The sequence below is a fragment of the Tautonia rosea genome, from assembly GCF_012958305.1.
In the GTDB taxonomy this organism is placed as follows: domain Bacteria; phylum Planctomycetota; class Planctomycetia; order Isosphaerales; family Isosphaeraceae; genus Tautonia; species Tautonia rosea.
The window spans coordinates 1-19,448 of the sequence record NZ_JABBYO010000008.1; the positions used below are offsets into that span (position 1 = coordinate 1).

General features: G+C 64.2%; 19 protein-coding genes. 15 read left to right on the forward strand and 4 right to left on the reverse strand.

Going from position 1 to position 19,448, the window contains the following annotated elements:
• Positions 1-78: 78 nt before the first annotated feature.
• The 15 genes from HG800_RS15040 to HG800_RS15110 all read left to right on the forward strand — a co-directional run bounded on the left by HG800_RS15040 (position 79) and on the right by HG800_RS15110 (position 12,843).
• Positions 79-741: an SMI1/KNR4 family protein gene (locus tag HG800_RS15040; protein ID WP_169977463.1), complete on the forward strand. Its 663-nt coding sequence runs from the start codon at positions 79-81 to the stop codon at positions 739-741.
• 1,080 nt (positions 742-1,821) lie between these two features.
• Positions 1,822-2,178 (forward strand): hypothetical protein, encoded by a 357-nt coding sequence (locus HG800_RS15045; protein ID WP_169977464.1) that lies wholly within the window; start codon positions 1,822-1,824, stop codon positions 2,176-2,178.
• A gap of 447 nt (positions 2,179-2,625) precedes the next feature.
• The gene (locus HG800_RS15050) at positions 2,626-4,053 is read left to right on the forward strand and encodes a hypothetical protein (protein WP_169977465.1); all 1,428 of its coding nucleotides are present in this window, start codon (positions 2,626-2,628) and stop codon (positions 4,051-4,053) included.
• 125 nt (positions 4,054-4,178) lie between these two features.
• Positions 4,179-4,553 carry a DUF7079 family protein gene (locus HG800_RS15055; protein ID WP_169977466.1) on the forward strand — a complete coding sequence of 125 codons (375 nt, stop codon included), beginning with the start codon at positions 4,179-4,181 and terminating at the stop codon, positions 4,551-4,553.
• A 132-nt stretch (positions 4,554-4,685) separates the two neighbouring features.
• Positions 4,686-5,192 carry a hypothetical protein gene (locus HG800_RS15060; RefSeq protein WP_169977467.1) on the forward strand — a complete coding sequence of 169 codons (507 nt, stop codon included), beginning with the start codon at positions 4,686-4,688 and terminating at the stop codon, positions 5,190-5,192.
• Between the two features lie 162 nt (positions 5,193-5,354).
• The gene (locus HG800_RS15065; RefSeq protein WP_169977468.1) at positions 5,355-5,861 is read left to right on the forward strand and encodes a hypothetical protein; all 507 of its coding nucleotides are present in this window, start codon (positions 5,355-5,357) and stop codon (positions 5,859-5,861) included.
• A 146-nt stretch (positions 5,862-6,007) separates the two neighbouring features.
• On the forward strand, positions 6,008-6,172 hold the full coding sequence (locus HG800_RS15070) for a hypothetical protein (protein WP_169977469.1): 165 nt from the start codon (positions 6,008-6,010) through the stop codon (positions 6,170-6,172).
• 290 nt (positions 6,173-6,462) lie between these two features.
• On the forward strand, positions 6,463-6,840 hold the full coding sequence (locus tag HG800_RS15075; protein WP_169977470.1) for a SpoIIAA family protein: 378 nt from the start codon (positions 6,463-6,465) through the stop codon (positions 6,838-6,840).
• 135 nt (positions 6,841-6,975) lie between these two features.
• Positions 6,976-7,287 (forward strand): ribonuclease domain-containing protein, encoded by a 312-nt coding sequence (locus HG800_RS15080; protein ID WP_169977471.1) that lies wholly within the window; start codon positions 6,976-6,978, stop codon positions 7,285-7,287.
• A gap of 215 nt (positions 7,288-7,502) precedes the next feature.
• Positions 7,503-7,877, forward strand: a complete 375-nt coding sequence (locus HG800_RS28440) for a GNAT family N-acetyltransferase (RefSeq protein ID WP_206352285.1) — start codon at positions 7,503-7,505, stop codon at positions 7,875-7,877.
• A 158-nt stretch (positions 7,878-8,035) separates the two neighbouring features.
• Positions 8,036-8,443 (forward strand): hypothetical protein, encoded by a 408-nt coding sequence (locus tag HG800_RS15090; RefSeq protein ID WP_169977473.1) that lies wholly within the window; start codon positions 8,036-8,038, stop codon positions 8,441-8,443.
• A gap of 53 nt (positions 8,444-8,496) precedes the next feature.
• Positions 8,497-8,841 (forward strand): hypothetical protein, encoded by a 345-nt coding sequence (locus tag HG800_RS15095; RefSeq protein ID WP_169977474.1) that lies wholly within the window; start codon positions 8,497-8,499, stop codon positions 8,839-8,841.
• A 126-nt stretch (positions 8,842-8,967) separates the two neighbouring features.
• Positions 8,968-9,612, forward strand: coding sequence for an MT-A70 family methyltransferase (locus tag HG800_RS15100; protein WP_169977475.1), 645 nt, complete (start codon positions 8,968-8,970; stop codon positions 9,610-9,612).
• A gap of 434 nt (positions 9,613-10,046) precedes the next feature.
• Complete coding sequence (locus HG800_RS15105; protein ID WP_169977476.1) at positions 10,047-11,621, forward strand: 2-isopropylmalate synthase; 1,575 nt, start codon at positions 10,047-10,049, stop codon at positions 11,619-11,621.
• Positions 11,622-11,760: 139 nt separating this feature from the next.
• A complete protein-coding gene (locus tag HG800_RS15110; RefSeq protein WP_169977477.1) occupies positions 11,761-12,843 on the forward strand; it encodes an esterase-like activity of phytase family protein in 1,083 nt (360 codons plus the stop codon).
• A gap of 323 nt (positions 12,844-13,166) precedes the next feature.
• On the opposite strand, the gene HG800_RS15115 is transcribed toward HG800_RS15110, so the two are convergent.
• The 4 genes from HG800_RS15115 to HG800_RS15130 all read right to left on the reverse strand — a co-directional run bounded on the left by HG800_RS15115 (position 13,167) and on the right by HG800_RS15130 (position 19,297).
• Positions 13,167-13,943, reverse strand: a complete 777-nt coding sequence (locus HG800_RS15115) for a FliA/WhiG family RNA polymerase sigma factor (protein WP_169977478.1) — start codon at positions 13,941-13,943, stop codon at positions 13,167-13,169.
• A gap of 416 nt (positions 13,944-14,359) precedes the next feature.
• Complete coding sequence (locus HG800_RS15120; protein WP_169977479.1) at positions 14,360-15,298, reverse strand: P-loop NTPase; 939 nt, start codon at positions 15,296-15,298, stop codon at positions 14,360-14,362.
• Positions 15,299-15,414: 116 nt separating this feature from the next.
• Complete coding sequence (gene flhF, locus HG800_RS15125) at positions 15,415-16,587, reverse strand: flagellar biosynthesis protein FlhF (RefSeq protein ID WP_169977480.1); 1,173 nt, start codon at positions 16,585-16,587, stop codon at positions 15,415-15,417.
• Positions 16,588-16,939: 352 nt separating this feature from the next.
• On the reverse strand, positions 16,940-19,297 hold the full coding sequence (locus HG800_RS15130) for a flagellar biosynthesis protein FlhA (protein ID WP_169977481.1): 2,358 nt from the start codon (positions 19,295-19,297) through the stop codon (positions 16,940-16,942).
• Between the last annotated feature and the right edge of the window lie 151 nt (positions 19,298-19,448).

Consider the following 19,448-nt stretch of genomic DNA (forward strand, 5'->3'; position numbering starts at 1 on the left):
TCGGCCCTTGCTGGTTACTCGGACGGTTACTCTCGGCGGGGTGGTCCGCTGAGCTTGGTCGTTCTGCCCTGAAACTTGATGCCCGCAACCATCGAATCAATTCGCGATGATCTTGAACGGTGCCGAACTGCCAAGCGGGCACCTAAAGTGTTTGGTGCCGAAGTACATGGCTTCAAGCTGAACCCCGTGGTTCGGAAATCGGTCATAGCCAACTTTGAATCAAAGCACGAAATCATACTTCCGGAAGATTATCGTCGCTTCATCACGGAGCTTGGAAACGGAGGTGCGGGACCGTATTACGGAGTATTCAAGTTTCATGAAATGGATGATTGTGATTCGTTCCAACGCTGGAAGGAAAACGATGGCTTCGTGGGAACGCTCAGCAAGCCGTTTCCGCATACAAGGGCATGGAATGATGTTCCGCCATTTCCCGAAGATCAGGATGATGAATCGCTTTACGATGCTGCAATGGAACGGTTTTACGAGATTTACTGGAACACCGAGAACGTAAACGGCGCAATACCGATTTGCCACCAAGGTTGTGCATATCGGAACTGGCTTGTTGTCACGGGCCCCGAGGCTGGGCACATTTGGGAAGACCTACGCACCGACCAAGAGGGGCTGAAGCCCACGCAACTGAAACGCAAGAAACGCGTCACGTTCTTAGAATGGTACAATGACTGGCTGCAACAAGCAGTCGTCAAACTTCCTGAATCCAAGACGGGCAGAACCAAGCGGTGAACCGGAGCCGCCGAGCACGCCCATTTTGAACTCAAAGCACCTTGGCGGCGGCCCGGTTACCGCGGTCGTTAGGCGTCACACAAGTGTCCAAACTCCGCATCGCCGCATCAAGCATCCCTCACTGGGTATCTGAACTACGGTGGGCGTACTTCTTTTGGACCGCTGCCCTCTTCCCAATAGCAACCTTGTTGCACGAAGTCGGGCACCTCGTCGTCGCAGTAAGCTTCGGTTTCCCTGCGCAGCTGCACTATGCAAGCGTGAGCGGGGTTCCCGAAACTCCACCCTTTGGCGGAGAGCCTCTCTATGTTGCGGCTGCAACTCTCGCAGGGCCGGCAGTGACAGCTTTGCTCATGACGATCGGTGCTATGTTTCGCACGCAGCAATGGGGTCTTCCGCTCATGGCGGCTTGCCTCCCGCGATTCGTCATCAATGTCGTATTCATGTTTCAACAATCACTTGTTGCAGTGGGAATTGCTGAGCCCGCCAAGCCCAGTTTTGACGAAGTTACTGCGGCTTATGCACTCGGCTGGCCTGCGCCTCTATTGGCGTCAGCCGGGGCACTGGTCTTTCTTGCAGGCCTTGTATTGATTTGGCGGTGGGCGGGAAGGCTTGGCTTTCTAATACTTGCAATCGGCGCTGCTGTCGGAATGGTTACTTGGCTTGGTCTGCTTGGGCCACTGCTATTGGCATAACGCGCCGATGACGGCTAACCCCTCGCTCAAGCTGACCCGCGGAGGCAGGTGCTGTAAGCCCGGCCTGAGCCAGAGGTACTATCGTCTCAGTCCGGGCTTACAGCACCTGCCTCCGCGGGCAGCTTAGCTCGAACGACTATGAAGCCGGGGGTGGGTCAAGCGGGAGGCGGACGGTTTTTTGGGGCAGTGGCTCAGCTCCTTTGCCGGGGGCGGTCGCATCGAGGTTCGCCGTTGGATGCATTCGACTCTCCGAGGTCTCGACCCGGGGGTCGGCCTCACTCATCCGATACGGCCCAAACTCTATCACGACATCACGATTGAGGACGTGACCATTGAGTAGCATCGCAACGGGGCGGCGATCCAACTCGGCTGGGGTGGAGAAACCGGCGTGGCAACCGCGAGGATCAAGCGCCTCATGATCAAGGGCGTTGATCCCGAGGGGCGCTACAACATGGCCCCGTTCACCTGGGAACGCGGTGCCGAGGGGACCAGGAAACTGCTAATCGACGGGCTGTTCGTGAGGTTGGAGGGCTCGATGTACGACGAGGAGGAGGAAGAGTGGGTCCCTGCGGGCCTCTTCGAGCTGAAGCCAACCGCTTGCACCTTCGATCTGAAGGCGGACAACGTCGATATCCGCACTTCCGCTTATGGGAGGCGGGATACGCCGGGGACGGTGATCATGTGCGGGAGCGAGACGCCGCGCGATCGGTATCGGTGCGGGAACCCGCCCCGACCCGAGCCTTAACGAAGGGCCGGCGTATCCTCCCCATGTGCTGATCGGGGCACGCCGCCTCACCGGGCTCATGGCCTCTGCTGTCACGGTGCTCAAGAGTCGGCACGCGGGGGAATGATGGGCGGCGTCGGGGCGTGGTGGTTGTTCGGGAGTCGGAGACGCAGTGAGGCTCTTGAACGGGCCAGGATTGAGGCCGATGATGGTCGTGGTGGTTATGGGGCTCCTCGGGGCGGTGTCCGGGGAGTTCGTTTCGTCACCTCAAGGTTCCTGTCGGGGGACCCTCGGCGTTCATGGATTCTTGAGGCGTCTGCCCTGGCCGCGCGTCTGCTCAAGGTGTTGCTCATGATGTGGGACAGGTGGCTGGCCTCGGGACAACCGCAGGGCACCAAAGCCTGTCAGTCACGGGCTTCCTCTCGAGAATTCGGCCGCGCATTGCCCAAAACGTTTCCGAGAAATTTGATGCGTTACGTCCCGCACTGGAGCGTGTTCGCGCTGGTCCTGTTGGTCCTCACGACCTTTGGAGGGAGCCAGGCGGCGGAGTTCGAGGTTGGCTTCGCGACCGTCGACATTACCCCTCCGGTCGGCTGGCGCCGCGCCGGCGGGTACGGGGAGATGATCAGCACCGGTGTGCGTGATCCGCTTCAAGCAAAGGCGATGGCGTTCTCGCAAGGGGACGTCGAGGTGGTCCTGGTCGGCAACGACCTGTGCTCGGTCCCGCGAGCGCTGACCGATCGGGCCCGCTCGCGGGCCGGCGAGCGCATTGGCATCCCTCCGGCGAACATTATCATCACGGCGACGCACACCCACGGGGGGCCGGAGTACCATGGCCCGTTGCGCGATGTCTTCAGTGCTCGGGCGGCTGAGGAGAACGGCGGCCGCGACCCGCGCGAGCCGATCGACTATCAGGCGCTGCTCGTCGAACGTTGGGTGGAAGTCATTGCCGAGGCCCACGCCAATCGTCGAGGCGCCGCGCTGTCGGTCGTGGTCCCGCTGCAACCCGGACTGGCCTTCAATCGCCGCTTTCTGATGAAGGATGGCTCCACCGGGTGGATTCCGGGGAAGCTGAACCCGGAGATTGTCCGGCCTCTCGGGCCGACGGACCCGGAGTTGCCGTTCGTGCTGGCGCGCGACGCCGAGACCGGCCGACCTCTTGGGGGCCTGACCGTCTTTGCGATGCACACGGCGATCTACGGCGATCCGCCCTTCGGCGCCGACTACCCCGGCCATCTTCAAGCGCACCTGCGTCGGCAACTTGGGGAGGGGGAGTTCGTCTCACTCTTCGCCCAGGGTTGCGCCGGGGACGTCAACCACATCGACGTGAACACGAGCGATCCCCAGGACGGCGAGACGTACCCGCCGTACGTCGGCGCCCGCCTTGCCGCGACGATCGCCCGCGCCCTGCCGCTGTCACGGCCCATTGCGGGCGATCAGCTCGCGATCCGCTCGGCCACTGTCGCCGCGCCGATCCTACCGATCAGTGAGGCAGAATATGAGCAGTCGCGGCGAATTCTGGAGGAGCCCGACGACGGGGGCCGGCCGTTCCTGGAGCGAGTGGCCGCCTGGCGGACGATGCTCGGGCACCGGTTCCGGGAGGAGCACGGCGACCGGCTTCCACAGGAGGTCCAGGTAATCCGCCTCGACGAGGACACGGCGGTCGTCGCACTGCCGCACGAGGTCTTCGTCGAGCTGGGGATGGCGATCAAGTCGGCCTCTCCGTTCCGGACGACGATCGTCATCTCGCTGGCCAACGACATGGATTTTTATATCCCCACCCGACGGGCATTCGAGGAGGGCCACTACGAACCGACGACCTGCCCACTTGAACCGGGTTGTGGCGAACGGCTCGTCGCCACGGCGGTTGAGTTGCTCCAGGGGTTGAAACCTTGACGGAAGCGATCCTCAAGAGCTGGAGGAGAGAGCCATCGTGTCGGGGGCTGACCGGCGGATAAGGCCGGCTTACCGGGTTCACTCGGCGGGACGGTCCGCAGAGCCTGGGATGGGGGCGGAGAGGGATGCGAGCAGCCTCGGTCGAACTGGAGCGGCGCCGACCTGTCTGGGACGCCCTCTCGGATCTGTTCCTCGACCGGGAGCTTCAGCCCGACGACCATCGGCGGATCGCTGATGTTCTTGCGTCTTCCGGATACTCTGAAGCCGAACTGGAGGAGATCCTTTGCCGAGAGGTCGGCCCCGTCCTCTGGCCGAACCTCCTGTCGGTCGCCGGGGTGTGGACCGGATTCGATCGTGACTGGCTGGAGGGCGAAATTCTGCGAGCGGAGAATCGACCGTGGTTTCGAGGGCCTCCCAGGGCCGTTACGATGACGCTGGTGCGTCACGATTGGGAGCAGATCCGTGCTCAGTTGAATCCCGGCCGGGCTGCCTCACAGTGACCGTCAAGGGGTGCCGGCCAGCCGCGGCGATTCGACTGGTGCACCGTGTTCGCTCGGAAGAACGGCCTTCTGCGCTGGGTCAGGGTGATGACGGGGGAGTTTGTCATATGAAGGCGAGACGGGCGCCGTCTGTTGAAGGGGAATTTTCTGGCACTTGTCGTGTGCCTGATGTTCTGTCCGTCTGCCTGGGCTGCCCGCCTTCTTCAGGTCCACGTGTATGCCAGCGACACGCTCGTTCTGCGCAGTTCTAATGATGATCGAGGGACCGAGGACGCTGCGACCGTGTGGCGGTCATTGCAGCAGGCACCGATCATGTTGGACGAGGACTTTCCATCGTTCACGGCCGATTCAATCGATCCGCTGAGAACGAGCCTCGACGGTGATGTTCGCCTTACGATCAGTCATGTGAACCGTATTTTGGCAGAAGCAACCGTTTCAGGGCTGACGCTGATCCGCAACGATGCGCAGGACGAGCGGTGGTTCCTTCCCCTGAAGGAGGTGGAGCGAACGGCTGCCGCTGCGGGGCTTCCGCTGAAGCCGGAGGGGATCGGCGCGGAGGGGGTTGGACTTCTGAGCGTGCTGGTCCTGGGGGTTTTTCTCTGTGTCGGGCTAGGGTGGGCCGTATGGCGGCGGGGTTGAGCGAGTTCGATGGGGGAGTTGTCCACTTGCCCTGGCTACACTGGCGCGGGGCGTTGATTTGCGTTTTCTAGGCTCGCAGGCTTTCCGGCAGACGGCGCATGAGAGCTCAATCGTGAGGACCCCGCAATCGTGATCAACCGATTTACATTCGAGCATATCGGAATGGCATTGAAACCAATGATCCTGGCCACAGTCGGGATCATGGTGCTGACCGTTCTTGCGTATGTGGAGTTCCTCGTGGAATCGTCCGGGGGACACCCCTTCCCGTGGTGGCTTTACCTAGGGGTCGCGCTGCTGGCGTGCTCGCTGCTGTTTGTTCGGTATCGGCTCAAGTCTCTCCCGATCCGGCTGTTCCTTTGCGCGATGGTCGTTTTGGTCGCCGCCCATTACGGCAAGCAGGGATTAGTGTCTCGGAAGCCGTTCCTCCAGACGCTATACCGCATCGAGGCGGGGATGTTGGAAGCTGAGGTCGACCAGATCATGTCCGACTTCGTCAAGCTTACGAACGAGGAGGGAGGCACCTCGACGAGGGGTTCCGAGGGTTCGGGGGCTCTGACCGGAACCGTTCGTTATCGGCGTCCACCGCAAGGACCGTCTAACGACGCGGACCGTGGTATCGTCCACTTCCGGGAGGGACGGGTCACTCACGTCAATTTCGTGCCGGATTGAGATCGCTTCCCGGCGAACGTCGGGGGGGGAAATCTTCGCGGCTTCGTCTTTCGTACGAGCGGTCGCTCCTGTTCCTGGTATTATCAGAGAGAACCCCGGCGGGCTGGTCCGAGGGGCTGAGTCGGTGAGACGGCGGAGGCAATCTGATGGAAGACTGGTCACCGCTTGATGATTTGACGTCGTTTGATGCCAAGGGCCCCTTGCAGCGTGATGTGCTGTTGACGGGCTCGCTCCTGATTGTTGTTCGTGGCCAGGACGGTTCGCCGTGCGCGGGCGAGCGCGTAATGATTCGGGGCTGCGGCTTTGTCTGAGGGAAGACCTCAGCCGTCACCGACCGTGATGGTGTGGCCTCGGTCGAGGCCCCGATCGGACGAGTCGAGATCGAAGTGGGATCGATTCACGAGGAGGCATGGGTTGCACTCGACCGCGAGACCGTGGTCGAAATCACGACTTGAGCGGCGAGCGGCCTTCGCCGTGCCTTACACGGTGGGCGACTGGGCTTGGCGGATCGGGTTCGGGTCTCATGGGGAAGGAGGCTCGGCGGGCCAATTCGCGGAGCGTTTGGCGTGTGAGGCAGTCTGACGACATGGGAGGCGGTGCGATGATTAAGCAACTTCAGACCGATTCCCCGAGGCTTCTCGCCTTCCGATTGAGCGGGAAACTGCACGACGAGGATTATCAGCACTTTGTACCCACGGTCGAAGCGGCCCTGGCGGAGGCGGGTGGTAAGGTCTCGCTGCTGGCGCAGTTCGAAGACTTTCATGGGTGGGACATGCACGCCGCCTGGGACGATCTCAGGTTCGGAATGAAGCATTACGCCGATTTCGATCGGATCGCGATGGTCGGTGAATCGACATGGCAGGAATGGATGACGCGGTTTTGCAAACCGTTTACCCAGGCAACTGTGAAGTACTTCGATGCATCCGAAGTGGATGCCGCCTGGGACTGGTTGCGCGGAAGCAACGAATCACGCTCATAGCCTCTGATGTCAATCTCACTGCCTTGACGCGCCGTGGCCAGTGAGCGAGCGATTGGTTCTGCGGTGGCTCATTTCCTTCGTGAGGCCGGCTGATCAGGGAACCGCGATCGTTCGTCATGTGATCGGAGGTGGCCAATGCCTGTCCGTGACCGGGTGATGTGGGGCGCGAGCAACCCATTCAGCGATCCGAGGCTGGCGAATCTTCCCGAATTGGTCCGTGACTTCCGAGCCGGGCGGCTGCCCCAGGGTTGGCGCGGACACAGGCTCTGGGAGAATCGCTGGCTCGACCTGCCGGTGAAGCCGGGCGACTACTACCGGGAATACTACGTCGGCACGTCGGCGGAGTCGGGCGATCTGCGAGTCGTGCTTGGGCGCGGCGGGGAAGTCTACATCTCGGGCAATCACCACCGCGATTGGCGGCAGGTCATCGGCATGCCGATTGGATGAGGCTGGTGCCGACTCCTTCGCTGCGGCGGAGCCAGTCCGCCTCGGTGGTTACAGGACGTTCGATGACGGTCAGGTTCGGGCGGGCTGGTCGGCAACGCGAGGTCGTGAAGCGGCAGGAGAGGATCGTGGAGGGGTACTCGATTTCATGCCATGACAGCCACCCGACTGAGGAATCCTCTCGGATTGACCGGGGTTTGGGGGAGGCGAATGAGTCGATGGCCCCGCTCCACGAAGTCGAGCCGATTGCGTGCTTCGTTCATGGGGAGTCTGGGGAGGTGATCGGCGGAGCGATTGGCCGCCGATGGGGTTCCTGCTGCGAATTGCAACAGCTCTGGGTCGACCCGAGGTATCGCCGCAGGGGAATCGGATCGCGACTGGTCCTGGCGTTCGAGGCACACGCGCAAAGTCGCGGATGTTCCTCGTTCTCGCTGGAGACGTTCAGCTTTCAGTCACCGCGATTCTACAGGACGCTCGGCTATGAGGTCGCATACGATCATCCGGTGTATCCGCACGGGATCGTGAAATCGATCATGGTTAAACATGTTGGTGAGAGTGAGCCCTCCGCCTTGCCACGTTCATCACCTTCTTGAGGTCAAGGGCGATCCGGAGCGGGTGGGTGGCAAGGGATGAGGGGGTCCGAACAGGATCGAAGAGAGCGCGGCGCGGGGCATCGGAGCAGGATGACGCTGGTGGGGCCATGAAGGGTCGGGGCGTTCCTCGCCTCAAGAAACCTGACGGAGGGATGGTCATGCCACGAGATCAGGTGGAAGAATTGCTCTACGGGGGAGAGTCGCCACGCAACCGGATTGCGTACTTGCAGTACCTGCGCGAGGTCCAGCGCGGGAAATCGTTGCTGCAACTGAAGGCGGTAGCCGCGGCGATCACCCCCGAAATTCGTCAGCGCTGGTCGGCGCGGTCGTTCACGCCGGTGCAGACCTCTGACGGCCGCTTCGACGAAATCGTTTGTAACATTTCGTACCATTTTCATAAACATGGACAGAAATACGGGACGATTCAGAAGATGACGGACGAGGCATTCAATTACCTCTCTCTGCATCGGAGCGAGGCGAAACTTCGGACGTCTGATGGCTTGCTGGTCTTGCCGAACGGCAGCCTGTATGAACCGGGAGGGCGGATCGTGACGTTTGTGGGATAGTCTTGGGTGGGTTGGCGGATCGCGGCAACGAAGAAGACCTCCGGAGAGAACGAATGACGCTGTTTCGCGTGTACCTTATCGGGGTGATGGTGTGCCTTTCCGGCTACACGGTTGTTGTCGGAATTCAACACGGTTGGAACCTGCTGCCGCTGTTCTTTTCGAGCATCGCGGAAATGTCGTGGCCGGGGCAGTTCAACCTCGACTTCATGACCTTCCTCGGGTTGTCGGGCATCTGGGTGGCGTGGCGTCACGAGTTCACCGGGAGGGGGATCGCGCTGGGGATTGTCGCCTTCCTGGGCGGCATGATGTTCCTGGCGCCGTATCTCCTCTGGGCGAGTGTGCAGGCCGAGGGCGACATGAAGGTGCTGCTGCTGGGGAAGACTCGGGCGGCCGTCTGAGTTCGCCGAAAATCGCAAGACCGGATGATTCACGGGCACCAGGGCGGGCGGTGAGGTAGACTGGGGCGAGGCGAGGCGCAGGTAAGGCGAAACAAAGGCGGCGGTCGGCCCCGGAGTGCGTGGAGGATGGAAACAGGCTGTCGGGATCTCCTGGAGTTTGCGGGGGAGAACCGGTTTCGGACGGTGCTGGCAGACCCGCCTTGGCAGTTTCAGAATCGGACGGGAAAGGTGGCGCCGGAGCATCGGAGGCTGAACCGGTATGAGACCATGACCCTGGACGAGATTGCAGCCCTACCGGTGGATCAGGTGGTGGAGGAGCCGGCACATCTGTATTTGTGGGTGCCGAATGCGCTTTTGCCGGACGGCTTGAGGGTGATGCAGGCGTGGGGGTTTCGGTACAAAGGGAACCTCGTCTGGCACAAAGTCCGCAAGGACGGGGGGAGCGACGGGCGGGGGGTCGGGTTTTACTTTCGGAATGTGACGGAGCTGCTCCTGTTCGGCGTTCGAGGCCGAAGCGCGAGGACGAGAGAGGCGGGCAGGCGGCAGGTCAACCTGTTTGCATCGCGGAAGCAGGAACATAGCCGGAAGCCGGACCATCAGTATGCGATCATCGAGTCGTGTTCGAGTGGTCCGTATCTGGAATTGTTCGCGCGAGGAACCCGGGCGGGCTGGTCGAGCTGGGGACTCCAGGCGGTTGCGGGGTACGAACCGACCTGGCCAACCTATGCCGATCATTCCGGATCGAACGGAAAGGCCGCGGGCCAGGGGTGAAATGGAGGAGCGTGCTGGGCGTTGTGCGTTTGCAATTTTTTTCTGTTGACGATGGTGGAGGATCGCCCGTACGATCAGGAGACGTGGTGATGGGAGGTCAGGCGAGCTGACTTCATCCACGTTTTCTTTAATTTGAATCACGAGCGATCGACGTGATCCTGATGCAGACGCCCTCCATTCTCCTGCTGCTGGGCCTTCGACTGAGCCTGGCACTCGGCCTGTTGCTTACGGGCCGGGTGGGGGAGTAGGGAGCGTCGTCGGAACGAGTCGCACAGGACACGAGACTCGACGAAGCCCCGAGACCCACCCGGCCGGTGGATCTCGGGGCTTTTTTTTTGCGTTCTCGCATCGCCCTTTGGTTCGGTTCGATCGACCCCGCCGGCCGTTGATCGTTTCAACACACTCCGAGCACGACGAGAGAGGATAGGCCCCCCATGGCCGACGACGCACGTATCCGGATCTTCGACACCACGCTCCGCGACGGCGAGCAATCGCCCGGCGCGAGCATGACCCACGCCGAGAAGCTGGAACTGGCCCGGGCGCTGGCCGACCTGGGGGTCGATATTATCGAGGCCGGGTTCCCGATCGCCTCGGTCGGCGACTTCGAGGCCGTGCGGGCCATCGCCACCGAGGTGGCCGGGCCGACGATCTGTGCCCTGGCCCGCTGCAATGATCGGGACATCGACCGGGCGTGGGAGGCGATTCGGTTCGCCCAGAACGGGCGCATCCACGTCTTTCTCGCCACGTCGGCCATTCACCGCGAGCACAAGCTGCGGATGACCACCGAGCAGATCATTGACCGGGCCGTGGCCGGGGTGAAGCGCGCGGCCGGCTACTGCGCCGACGTCGAGTTCAGCCCCGAGGACGCGGCGAGGACTGAGATCGACTTCCTGTGCGCGGTGGTCGAGGCGGCAATCGACGCCGGGGCGACCACGGTGAACATCCCTGATACGGTCGGATACGCCACTCCTCTGCAGTTTGCCAAGGTGATCCGGACGCTGAAGGAACGAGTGCCGAACATTGAGAAGGCGATCATCAGCGTGCACTGTCATGATGACCTGGGGATGGCCGTGGCCAATAGCCTGGCGGGGGTGGAGGCTGGGGCAAGGCAGGTCGAGTGCACGATCAACGGGATCGGCGAGCGGGCCGGGAACGCGGCGCTCGAAGAAATTGTGATGGCCCTGAAGACCCGGAAGGATGTGTACGGGGTCGAAACCGGGGTGAAGACCGAGCGGCTTTTCCCGACGAGTCGGTTGCTGACCACGATCACCGGGCTGGCCGTGCAGCGGAACAAGGCGATCGTGGGGCGCAATGCGTTCGCCCACGAGTCGGGCATCCATCAAGACGGCATGCTGAAAGAACGATCGACGTATGAAATCATGAGGCCCGAGGAGGTCGGCGTACCGAAGACCGACCTGGTGCTGGGGAAGCACTCGGGCCGGCATGCGTTGAAGGACCGGGCGGTGGAGCTGGGCTTCCACCTGACCGAGGAGCAGCTCAACGCGCTGTTCGAGGACTTCAAGGCGCTGGCCGACAAGAAGAAGGAGGTCTACGACGAGGACCTCGCGATCCTGATCGAGAAGCAGATCGGGGATGACGTGCCCAAAGCCTGGGAGCTGATCAGCGTGCAGACGACGACCGGCACGCACACCCTGCCGACGGCGACCGTTTGCATTCGCAACCCGGCCGGGGAGATTGTGCAGGACGCGGCGATCGGCGCCGGGCCAGTCGACGCGATCTTCAAGGCGGTCGAGCGCGTGACCGGGGTGCGTGCCTCACTGCACGACTTCGCGATTCGGAGCGTCTCGCGCGGGAAAGACGCCCAGGGCGAGGTGACGCTCGAACTGGCGGTTGAGAGCGACGCGCACGACTTCCGCGGCCGGGCGGCCTCGACTGATATCATCGAGGCCAGCGCACTCGCTTATATCAATGCTGTCAACGCCATTGCCTCGCGCCGCCAGCGCGGTCGGGTGCGAGAGGTTGCCGGCAGGCCAGGCGCGGGGGCCTGATGCGGGCCATTACGCCGTGATCGCGACAGGTCTCAGCAGGGGCACGAGCGATGGGGCTCGTGCTCCGTCCCACCTGGGATAAGCACACAGCCATCGAGTGAGCATTATGAGATGTGATTGCATTGTGGCGATGATCTTGATGATCCTTGCGACCCAGGCAAGGGCGCAGCCGATCGAGGGCGGGCCGGTCGTCGCGGAGGTCGAATTTCTCGGACAGGCGACGGTGGCCGGGAATGCGACGGTGGAAGGGACGCGGGTCGGGGGCTTGTCGGGGATCGTCTTTGACGAGGTGAAGGGGGAGTACCTGGCGATCTCGGACGACAAAGGGGGTCCGGGAATGGCGGCGCCGAGGGTGTATCGCCTGACGATCGGCCTGGAAGACGGACGGCTGAGGCCGAGGGGGGTTCGCCTGGAAGGGATGCTGGAGTTGACGAGGGCGGACGGATCGCGCGTTCCGGAAGGGTCGGTGGACGCGGAAGGAATTGCGCTCGGCGAGAATGGAGACATCTTCATCAGTGCGGAAGGGATGCCGAATGCCTCGTCTCCGGTGCCGCCCTCGGTGGATCGGTTTGACGGGACATCCGGCAGGTATCGCCGAAGCATGGAGGTGCCGGAGGCGTACTTGCCGGCATCGACGCCGAGGCGAGGGGTGCGGAGTAACCTGGCGTTCGAGTCGTTGACATTGACGCCGGGGGGGCGGTTTCTCGATACAGCGACCGAGAACGCCCTGCATCAGGATGGACCGGCGGCAAGCGTCGAGCGCGGCTCGCCCTGCCGGGTGTTGAGGTTCGAGACAGATTCAGGAATGCCGGTTGCCGAGTTCGTTTATGAGGCCGATCCCATTGTGGGGAAGAACGGTGCGAACGTCGCGGGGCTGGTGGAGTTGCTGGCGATCGACGAATCGCGATGGCTTGCGCTGGAGCGGTCGTTCTCGACGGGTTCGGGGTTTTCCGTGCGGCTTTATGAAGTGTCGAGCGCGGGGGCGACGAACGTGCTTGGGGCCGATCGGCTGGCGGGTCGAGCGGATGTGGTGCCGGTGACGAAGCGGTTGGTGCTGGATCTGGGGACGATCGAGGGGTTCATTCCGACGAATCTGGAGGGGATGGCGTTCGGGCCGGATCTGGAAGATGGGCGAAAGCTGGTGATCCTGATGGCGGATAATCAATTGATGGCATTCTTTCCCTCCCAAGTTGTGGCGCTGGGGGTGACGATCGGTCCTTGATTCCCCGTCGCGAGTCGTTCCTGCGTCTGCAGGTCGTCCCCCTCACCCGGCCTGCGGCCACCTGCTCCCCCACGACCCGGGGAGAGGGTTGATTGTCCGTCTCCCTCTCCCTGCGAGCGGGGAGAGGTCCGGGGTGAGGGGAGCATCGCATGAGGGGGCGACGGTAACGACGAGCAGGCCCCGCGAGAAGCTCTGGGGAGAGCCTCGCGCGGGGCCTGCGGGAAGGATCAGGATGAGAGCGGGACCGATGGGGGCCGCCGGGGTTCGGAGGCCGCATCGGCCGGAACAGGATGAGATACAGAACGGGACCAAGGGATGAAGGATCAGGTGCCGAACTCGGGTCGGCGGCCATTCAGTTGGGACTGAAGGCGCAGGATGATCGAGGAATGCATCTGAGAGACGCGAGACTCGGAGAGATCGAGGGTCGCACCGATCTCCTTCATCGTGAGTTCTTCATAATAATACAGGATAATAATGAGGCGTTCATTACGGTTGAGGCCTTTGGTGACCATGCGCATGAGGTCTTTGCGCTGGAGTCGGCCGGTGGGGTCCTCGCCCTTTTTATCTTCGAGAATGTCGATTTCGCGGACGTCTTTATAGCTATCGGTCTCGTACCATTTCTTGTTCAGGGAGATGAGGCCGACGGCGTTGGCGTCCATCGCCATTTTTTCATATTCGGCCATGCTGAGGCCGAGCTTTTCGGCAAGCTCGCGGTCGGTGGGGGGTCGGCCGTGCTCGGCTTCGAGCGACTTGCGGGCCTCCTCCATCTTGGTGGCCTTGGCCCGGACGAGCCGGGGGACCCAGTCCATCGTGCGAAGCTCGTCAAGCATCGCACCGCGGATTCGGGGAACGCAGTAGGTTTCAAACTTGACGCCTCGGGTCAGATCGAAGGCGTCGATGGCGTCCATCAGGCCGAAGACGCCGGCGGAGATGAGGTCGTCGAGATCGACCCCCTCGGGCAGGCGCTGCCAGATACGCTCGGCGTTGTACTTGACCAGCGGGAGATAGCGCTCAACGAGCCGGTTCCGCAGGTCGGTGGTCGGGTGTTCCTTGAATTGCCGCCAGAGTTCAGCGACATCCACGTCCACCTTGGCTGTCATCCTTGACCTCCGTCGGGGGTCTGCGGAGAGGCCCGGGCGCCGTCCTGGCCGCCGGGGTCAGCCCGCCTGATCCACCCCGCCACTGCGGGGCGTCGAGGCGGGAGGTGCATTCGAACCGAATCGTGAGGGGATCCACAGCCGAGCCGAACCGGGGCGGGGCAAGCCATTGCCAGAGGGGTTTCGAAGCCCTCCGTTGCTGCTCACCTCGCGAGCCGACTGCTACAGATCACTTCACTCCTCCGACCCAATCCGAACGATCCGCTCTCACGCGTTATATCGGACAACCGGACGAACCGGCTTGAACCTCTCACTCAATTCTTTTTTTGGCAAGATCGCTTTCGCGAAAATCCGACAGCAAGACTCAGTCAAGCTCGCCAACAAAGGGCGGCCTCCCGAGATTACCGACGGGGTTCGGCTCAGCGAACCGCCATTTTGGGCGTCTTGCGGCCGGTGAGGGCCGACAGGAAGCCGGGACGTTGGGGGGCCAGACCGAGGGCCTCGTCGGCCTCGGCGGCCAGGGCGCGGGCCAGGCGCTTGATGCAGCGCGAGGCTTCGCAGCCGGGGGCATCGAGCAAAAACGGTCGGCGACGGCGGACGGCCGTCGGCACTTTCGGGTCGAATCGGACGAAGCCGGGGCCGATCGGCCGGACGGCGGCGCCGAGGAACGACCGGCAGGCTGAGGCGAGGCGGTCGAGGGCTTCGATCGCCTCGGCGCTCGATCGGGCCTGGCCGATCACGGATCGGATCGGCGGACCGCCGCCGGGTCGGCGTCGCAGGCGGGCGACGACGGCCTGGGCGTCGGCCAGGGCGGTGGGTTCGGGAGAGGCAACGACGACGACCTGATCGACCACGTCGGCCAGGGTCGAGCCGCTTGGGCCGAGGCCGGAGCCGCCGTCGATGAGGATGAAGTCGGCCTCGGTTTCTCGGGAGATGTCGGGCAGCTCGGCCGCGAGGCGGTCTCGGGCGCGATCGACGGCCTCGTCACCGGCTCGGGCAGCGTGGACGCCGGAGAGGAATCGGATCGATTCGGGTCCGTCGACGATGGTTCCGGCCAGCGGGCGATCATCGGTCATGGCATCGCCGAGGTCGCGGTCGAGGGCCAGGCCGCAGAGGAGGTCGAGGTTGGCCAGGCCGGCGTCGGCGTCGATGAGGACGACCCGGCGGCCCATCGCGCCGAGGGCAACGGCGAGGTTCAGGGTCAGGTTCGAGGTGCCGACCCCGCCTTTGCCGCTGGTGATCAGGAGGGTCCGCGCCCGGTGCGGAGGCGCGGGCAAGGCGGCCTGATCGGCGCGGAGGCCGGGGGGGGTGGCGCGGTTCTTGAACAGGGAGCGGAGGCCATCAGCTTGATCCGACATGAGCGATCCCTCGGACTGGGGGTTGAGATCAGGGTGAGTCGTGCTTCCGATCGGGCGGGGACTGGGATTCGGGAAGCCGGACGGAACAGGGAGTGAAGGCGGTGTGTGTTCTGGGGTCATGCGAAGACGGCCTCCTGCCCGAGGATCAGGGCGGCGAGGCGGTCGCGGTCGGCGGATTCGATGTCGTCGGGAACCCCCTGGCCGATGGTCAGGTAGCTGACGGGTCGGCCGGCTCGGGAGACGACACCGAGGAGCGCTCCGAGGCGGTCGGCCTCGTCGAGCTTGGTGAGGATCAGGCGGTCGAAGCCGAGCGGTGCGAAACGCTCGACAACCGCGTGGAGGCTCTTTTCGCCGGAGACGGCCGAAAGGACAAGGTGGATTTCGTCAGGACGAGCCATTGCGAGGAAATCGGCCAGCTCGCGGATCTTGACCTCGTCGCGCGGGGAGCGTCCGGCGGTGTCGATCAAGGCCAGATCGACCGGGCCGAGGTCGGAAAGTGCGCCGAGAATGCGGTCGGGGGCGTCAGCGACGGCGAGGGGAAGGTCGATGATCTCGGCGTAGGTGCGAAGCTGCTCGACGGCGGCGATCCGGTAGGTATCGACCGTGACCAGGCCGACCCGCAAGCCGAGCGAGAGTTTGGCGTTGGCGGCGAGCTTGGCCACGGTGGTCGTCTTGCCGACGCCGGTCGGACCGACGAGGGCAACAACGCGGCGGGCTCCGGGCACACCGGCGATGGGAGGGGCGACCGAGAGGTTCAACGCGACGGCTCGGCGGAGGGCGGCGTCGATGGCCTCGGGCTGGTGGGCCTCGTCGGGCTCGACGGAATCGGCCACGATGCGGACGAGGCGACGGGCCATCGGCTCGGGCACGTCGAGATCGAGCAAATGGGCGTAGGTGCCGGCCAGCCAAGCGGGCACGTCGACCACGAGGTGTTCAATGCGTCCGGCTCGGCTCAGCTCATCGACCGATTCGTGCAGGCGGCCAAGGCGATCATCGAGCGCGGGTCGAGTCGGGCGAGGGGGGTCGGTTTCGTGAAGGGCGGCCGGAGCGACCGGGGATCGGGGCATCGAGACGGCTCGGAGCGGAGCACCTTGCGGCGGGTGGGTGCGGTCGTCGGGCGGGGCGGCCGTCACCTCGATCAGCTCTCGCTCTCCGAGTCCGAGCAGGCGTCGGCGGCGGACCTCGCGTGTCCCCAGGATGACCGCCGAACCGCCCAGGTCGCGGCGGACCCGGGACAGGGCCTCCTTCAGCGTACCGGCGCGATAGGTGCGGGGGGTGGTCGGGGACATTTGAAGGACCTAATGGGGGGCTGAGAATGTTCGATCGGGCGAACGAGGAGAAACGGGGCTTAAATGAACGAATGGAGAAGCACCAATCGGATCACAACGGGTCCGGGCGCACCCGAGAGGCCTGGGCGATTGTCTCGCCAGGTGAGACGACCCCCAAAGGTGGCATGCGCGAACAATGTCCCAGGTTTGGGGTAGCCCCGGTTGCTCGCCAACCGGGGTCGCGGAGCGACGAGAGGTCTCGGTGCGGCCTCCCGCATCCTCGTGCGGCTGTGCCGCCCCGGTTGACGAGCAACCGGGACCACCCAGAGGCCTCGCTCAATCCTCGGACAGTGTTGTTGGATGCCCTCAAAGGTCACGGCCGATGACCTCCCGACCAATGGTCCGGGGGGGTGTCTTCCGAAGCCGATGAGCCGGCCCCGACCGCGGAGGAGCGAGGGGTGATGGCCACGTGGGGGCCTCGGAGGATCGGGCTGGAGCTGGCGGGATGCGTGTGCATCGATTCGGAAAGCACCGGGGGATGGTCGGAGACGTCGGTCTGTTCGACGACGGTGCCGATGATCTCGATCGGCGTGTCTCGGGGGACCTCGCGTCGGCTGAGGACGACGAGCCGGGGCAAGTCGGCTCGGGTCAAGTCCTTGAGCACGGGGCGAGACTCGGCCGAGCAGAGGATGACCGGGGGGACTCCGCCGGCGACGGCCGCGGCAACGCCATCGGCCACGGCCCGGACGACGCCTCGGGCGGCATCGTCGCCAAGGGCCTCGGCGGGACGGTCGTTCTCTCGGGCGGCGAGTGAGAGCCGGGCATCGAGCGGGGCATCGACGGTGACAACCCGCAAGCGGCCGTCGAGGCCGAGATATTGCTGGGTGATCCGACGGCCGAGGGCTCGGCGGACGCACTCGGTCAACTCGTCGATGTCTCGGGTCCGGCCGGCGTGCTCGGCGAGGGCTTCGAGAATGGTTTCGAGGTCTCGGACGCTGACTCGTTCGCGGAGGAGGTTTTGCAAGACGCGCTGAACTTCTCCGGCGCGGAGCATGCCGGGGACGACCTCGATGACCAAAGCGGGGGAGGTTTCCCGGGCGCGGTCGAGGAGTCGGCCGACCTGTTCGTGGGTCATCAGCTCGTCGGCGTGCCGGGTGACGATCTCGCCGAAGTGCTCGGCAATGGAGGCCGAGGGCTCGATGATCCGGCATCCGGAGCGTTCGGCGGCGTCTCGGCCGTCGGAGTGAATCCAGACGGCGGGGCGGCCAGTGGCAGGGTCGATGCCGTCTCGACCGTGGACCTGAGGGCCGGTCAGGCCGGCGGGAGGCACGGCGAGCAATCGGCCGACGAAGGCGGTCCCCTGCCCCACGACGACGCCTCGGATCTTGATCCGGTAGTCGTTCGGGGTCAGGCCCATCTCGTCTCGGATGCGGACCTGAGGGACGATGAGGCCGAGCTCTCGGGCGACTCGGTGGCGGACGTGTCGGATGCGGTCGAGCAGGTCGCCGCCTCGGGTCGGGTCGGCCAGGGCGATGAGGCGGAAGCCGATCTCCAGCTCCAGCGGATCGACGTGCAGGAGGTCTTCCATCCGTTCGCCGGGGCCTTCGACCACGGTGGCAGCGCCTTCGGTGGTCCGGTGGGGGAGCGGCTCGGATCGGGTCGAGGAGTCGGTCGATCGGGATTCGGAGAACGAGGAGCGGGACGGATGGGGGGCAGGCTCGTCGGTTGGCTCGTCCGCCTCGTTCCGGGATCGGGAACCGATGAACGCTCCGGCCCCGAGGGCAGCGGCGATGGTCAGGAGCGGGAGCATCGGCAGCTCGGTGAAGGCCAGCAGGGCGAGCGATCCGGCCGAGATGGCCAGCACCTCGGGCCGACCGAGCAACTGGCCGACCACATCCTGGCCGAGGTCGGTTTCGCCCGACGACCGGGTGACGATCAGGCCGGCGGCCAGCGAGGTGAGGAAGGCGGGGACCTGGGCGACCAGACCGTCGCCGATGGTCAGTTTCGTGAACACGTCGACGGCTTCCATCGGGGCCATGCCCGATCGGGCAATGCCGATGACCAGGCCGCCGAGGATGTTGATGACCGTGATGACGAGGGCCGCGACGGCATCGCCCCGGACGAACTTGCCGGCACCGTCCATGCTGGCGAAGAAGTCGGCCTGGCGCTGGACGTCGAGGCGGCGGCGGGCGGCCTCGGAGGCGTCGATGACCCCGGCGTGCAGGTCGGCATCAATGGCCATTTGCTTGCCGGGCATGCCATCGAGCATGAAGCGCGCGGCGACCTCGCCGATCCGCCCGGCTCCCTTGGTGATCACCAGGAACTGGATGGCGACGAGGATGAGGAAGATGACGGCGCCGACGATCACCTCGTCTCCGGCGACGAACCGGCCGAAGGCCCGGATGACCCCGCCGGCGGCGTCGAGGCCGTGCTCGCCGCCTCGGGTCAGGATCAATCGGGTCGTCGCCACGTTCAGGACGAGGCGAGAGAGGGCGGTCGTGAGCAGGATGGTCGGGAAGGCGCTGAATTCGAGGGGAGACCGGACGGAAAGGGTGGTCAGCAGGACGAGCACCGCCAGGGCGATGTTGCCGGCGAGGAGGAGATCGAGCGCACCGGGAGGCAAGGGAACGATCAGGACGAAGATGGCCCCGACGATCGCCACGGGCAAGGCGGCATCGGTCAGGGCCGATCGGCCGATCGAGCTCTTGCGAAGCGGGGCGGTCGCGGACATCCGAGTCTCCGTTCCGAATCCGTTCGGGAACCGAATCGCCAACATGGGCAAGGCCCGATCTACCTGGAAGAATCCGCGCGAACCGCGATCGCCCCGCGTTGCGCCGAACAGGATGGCCGCGCACTGCGACCTTCCGAAGGCGGGTGGCGGG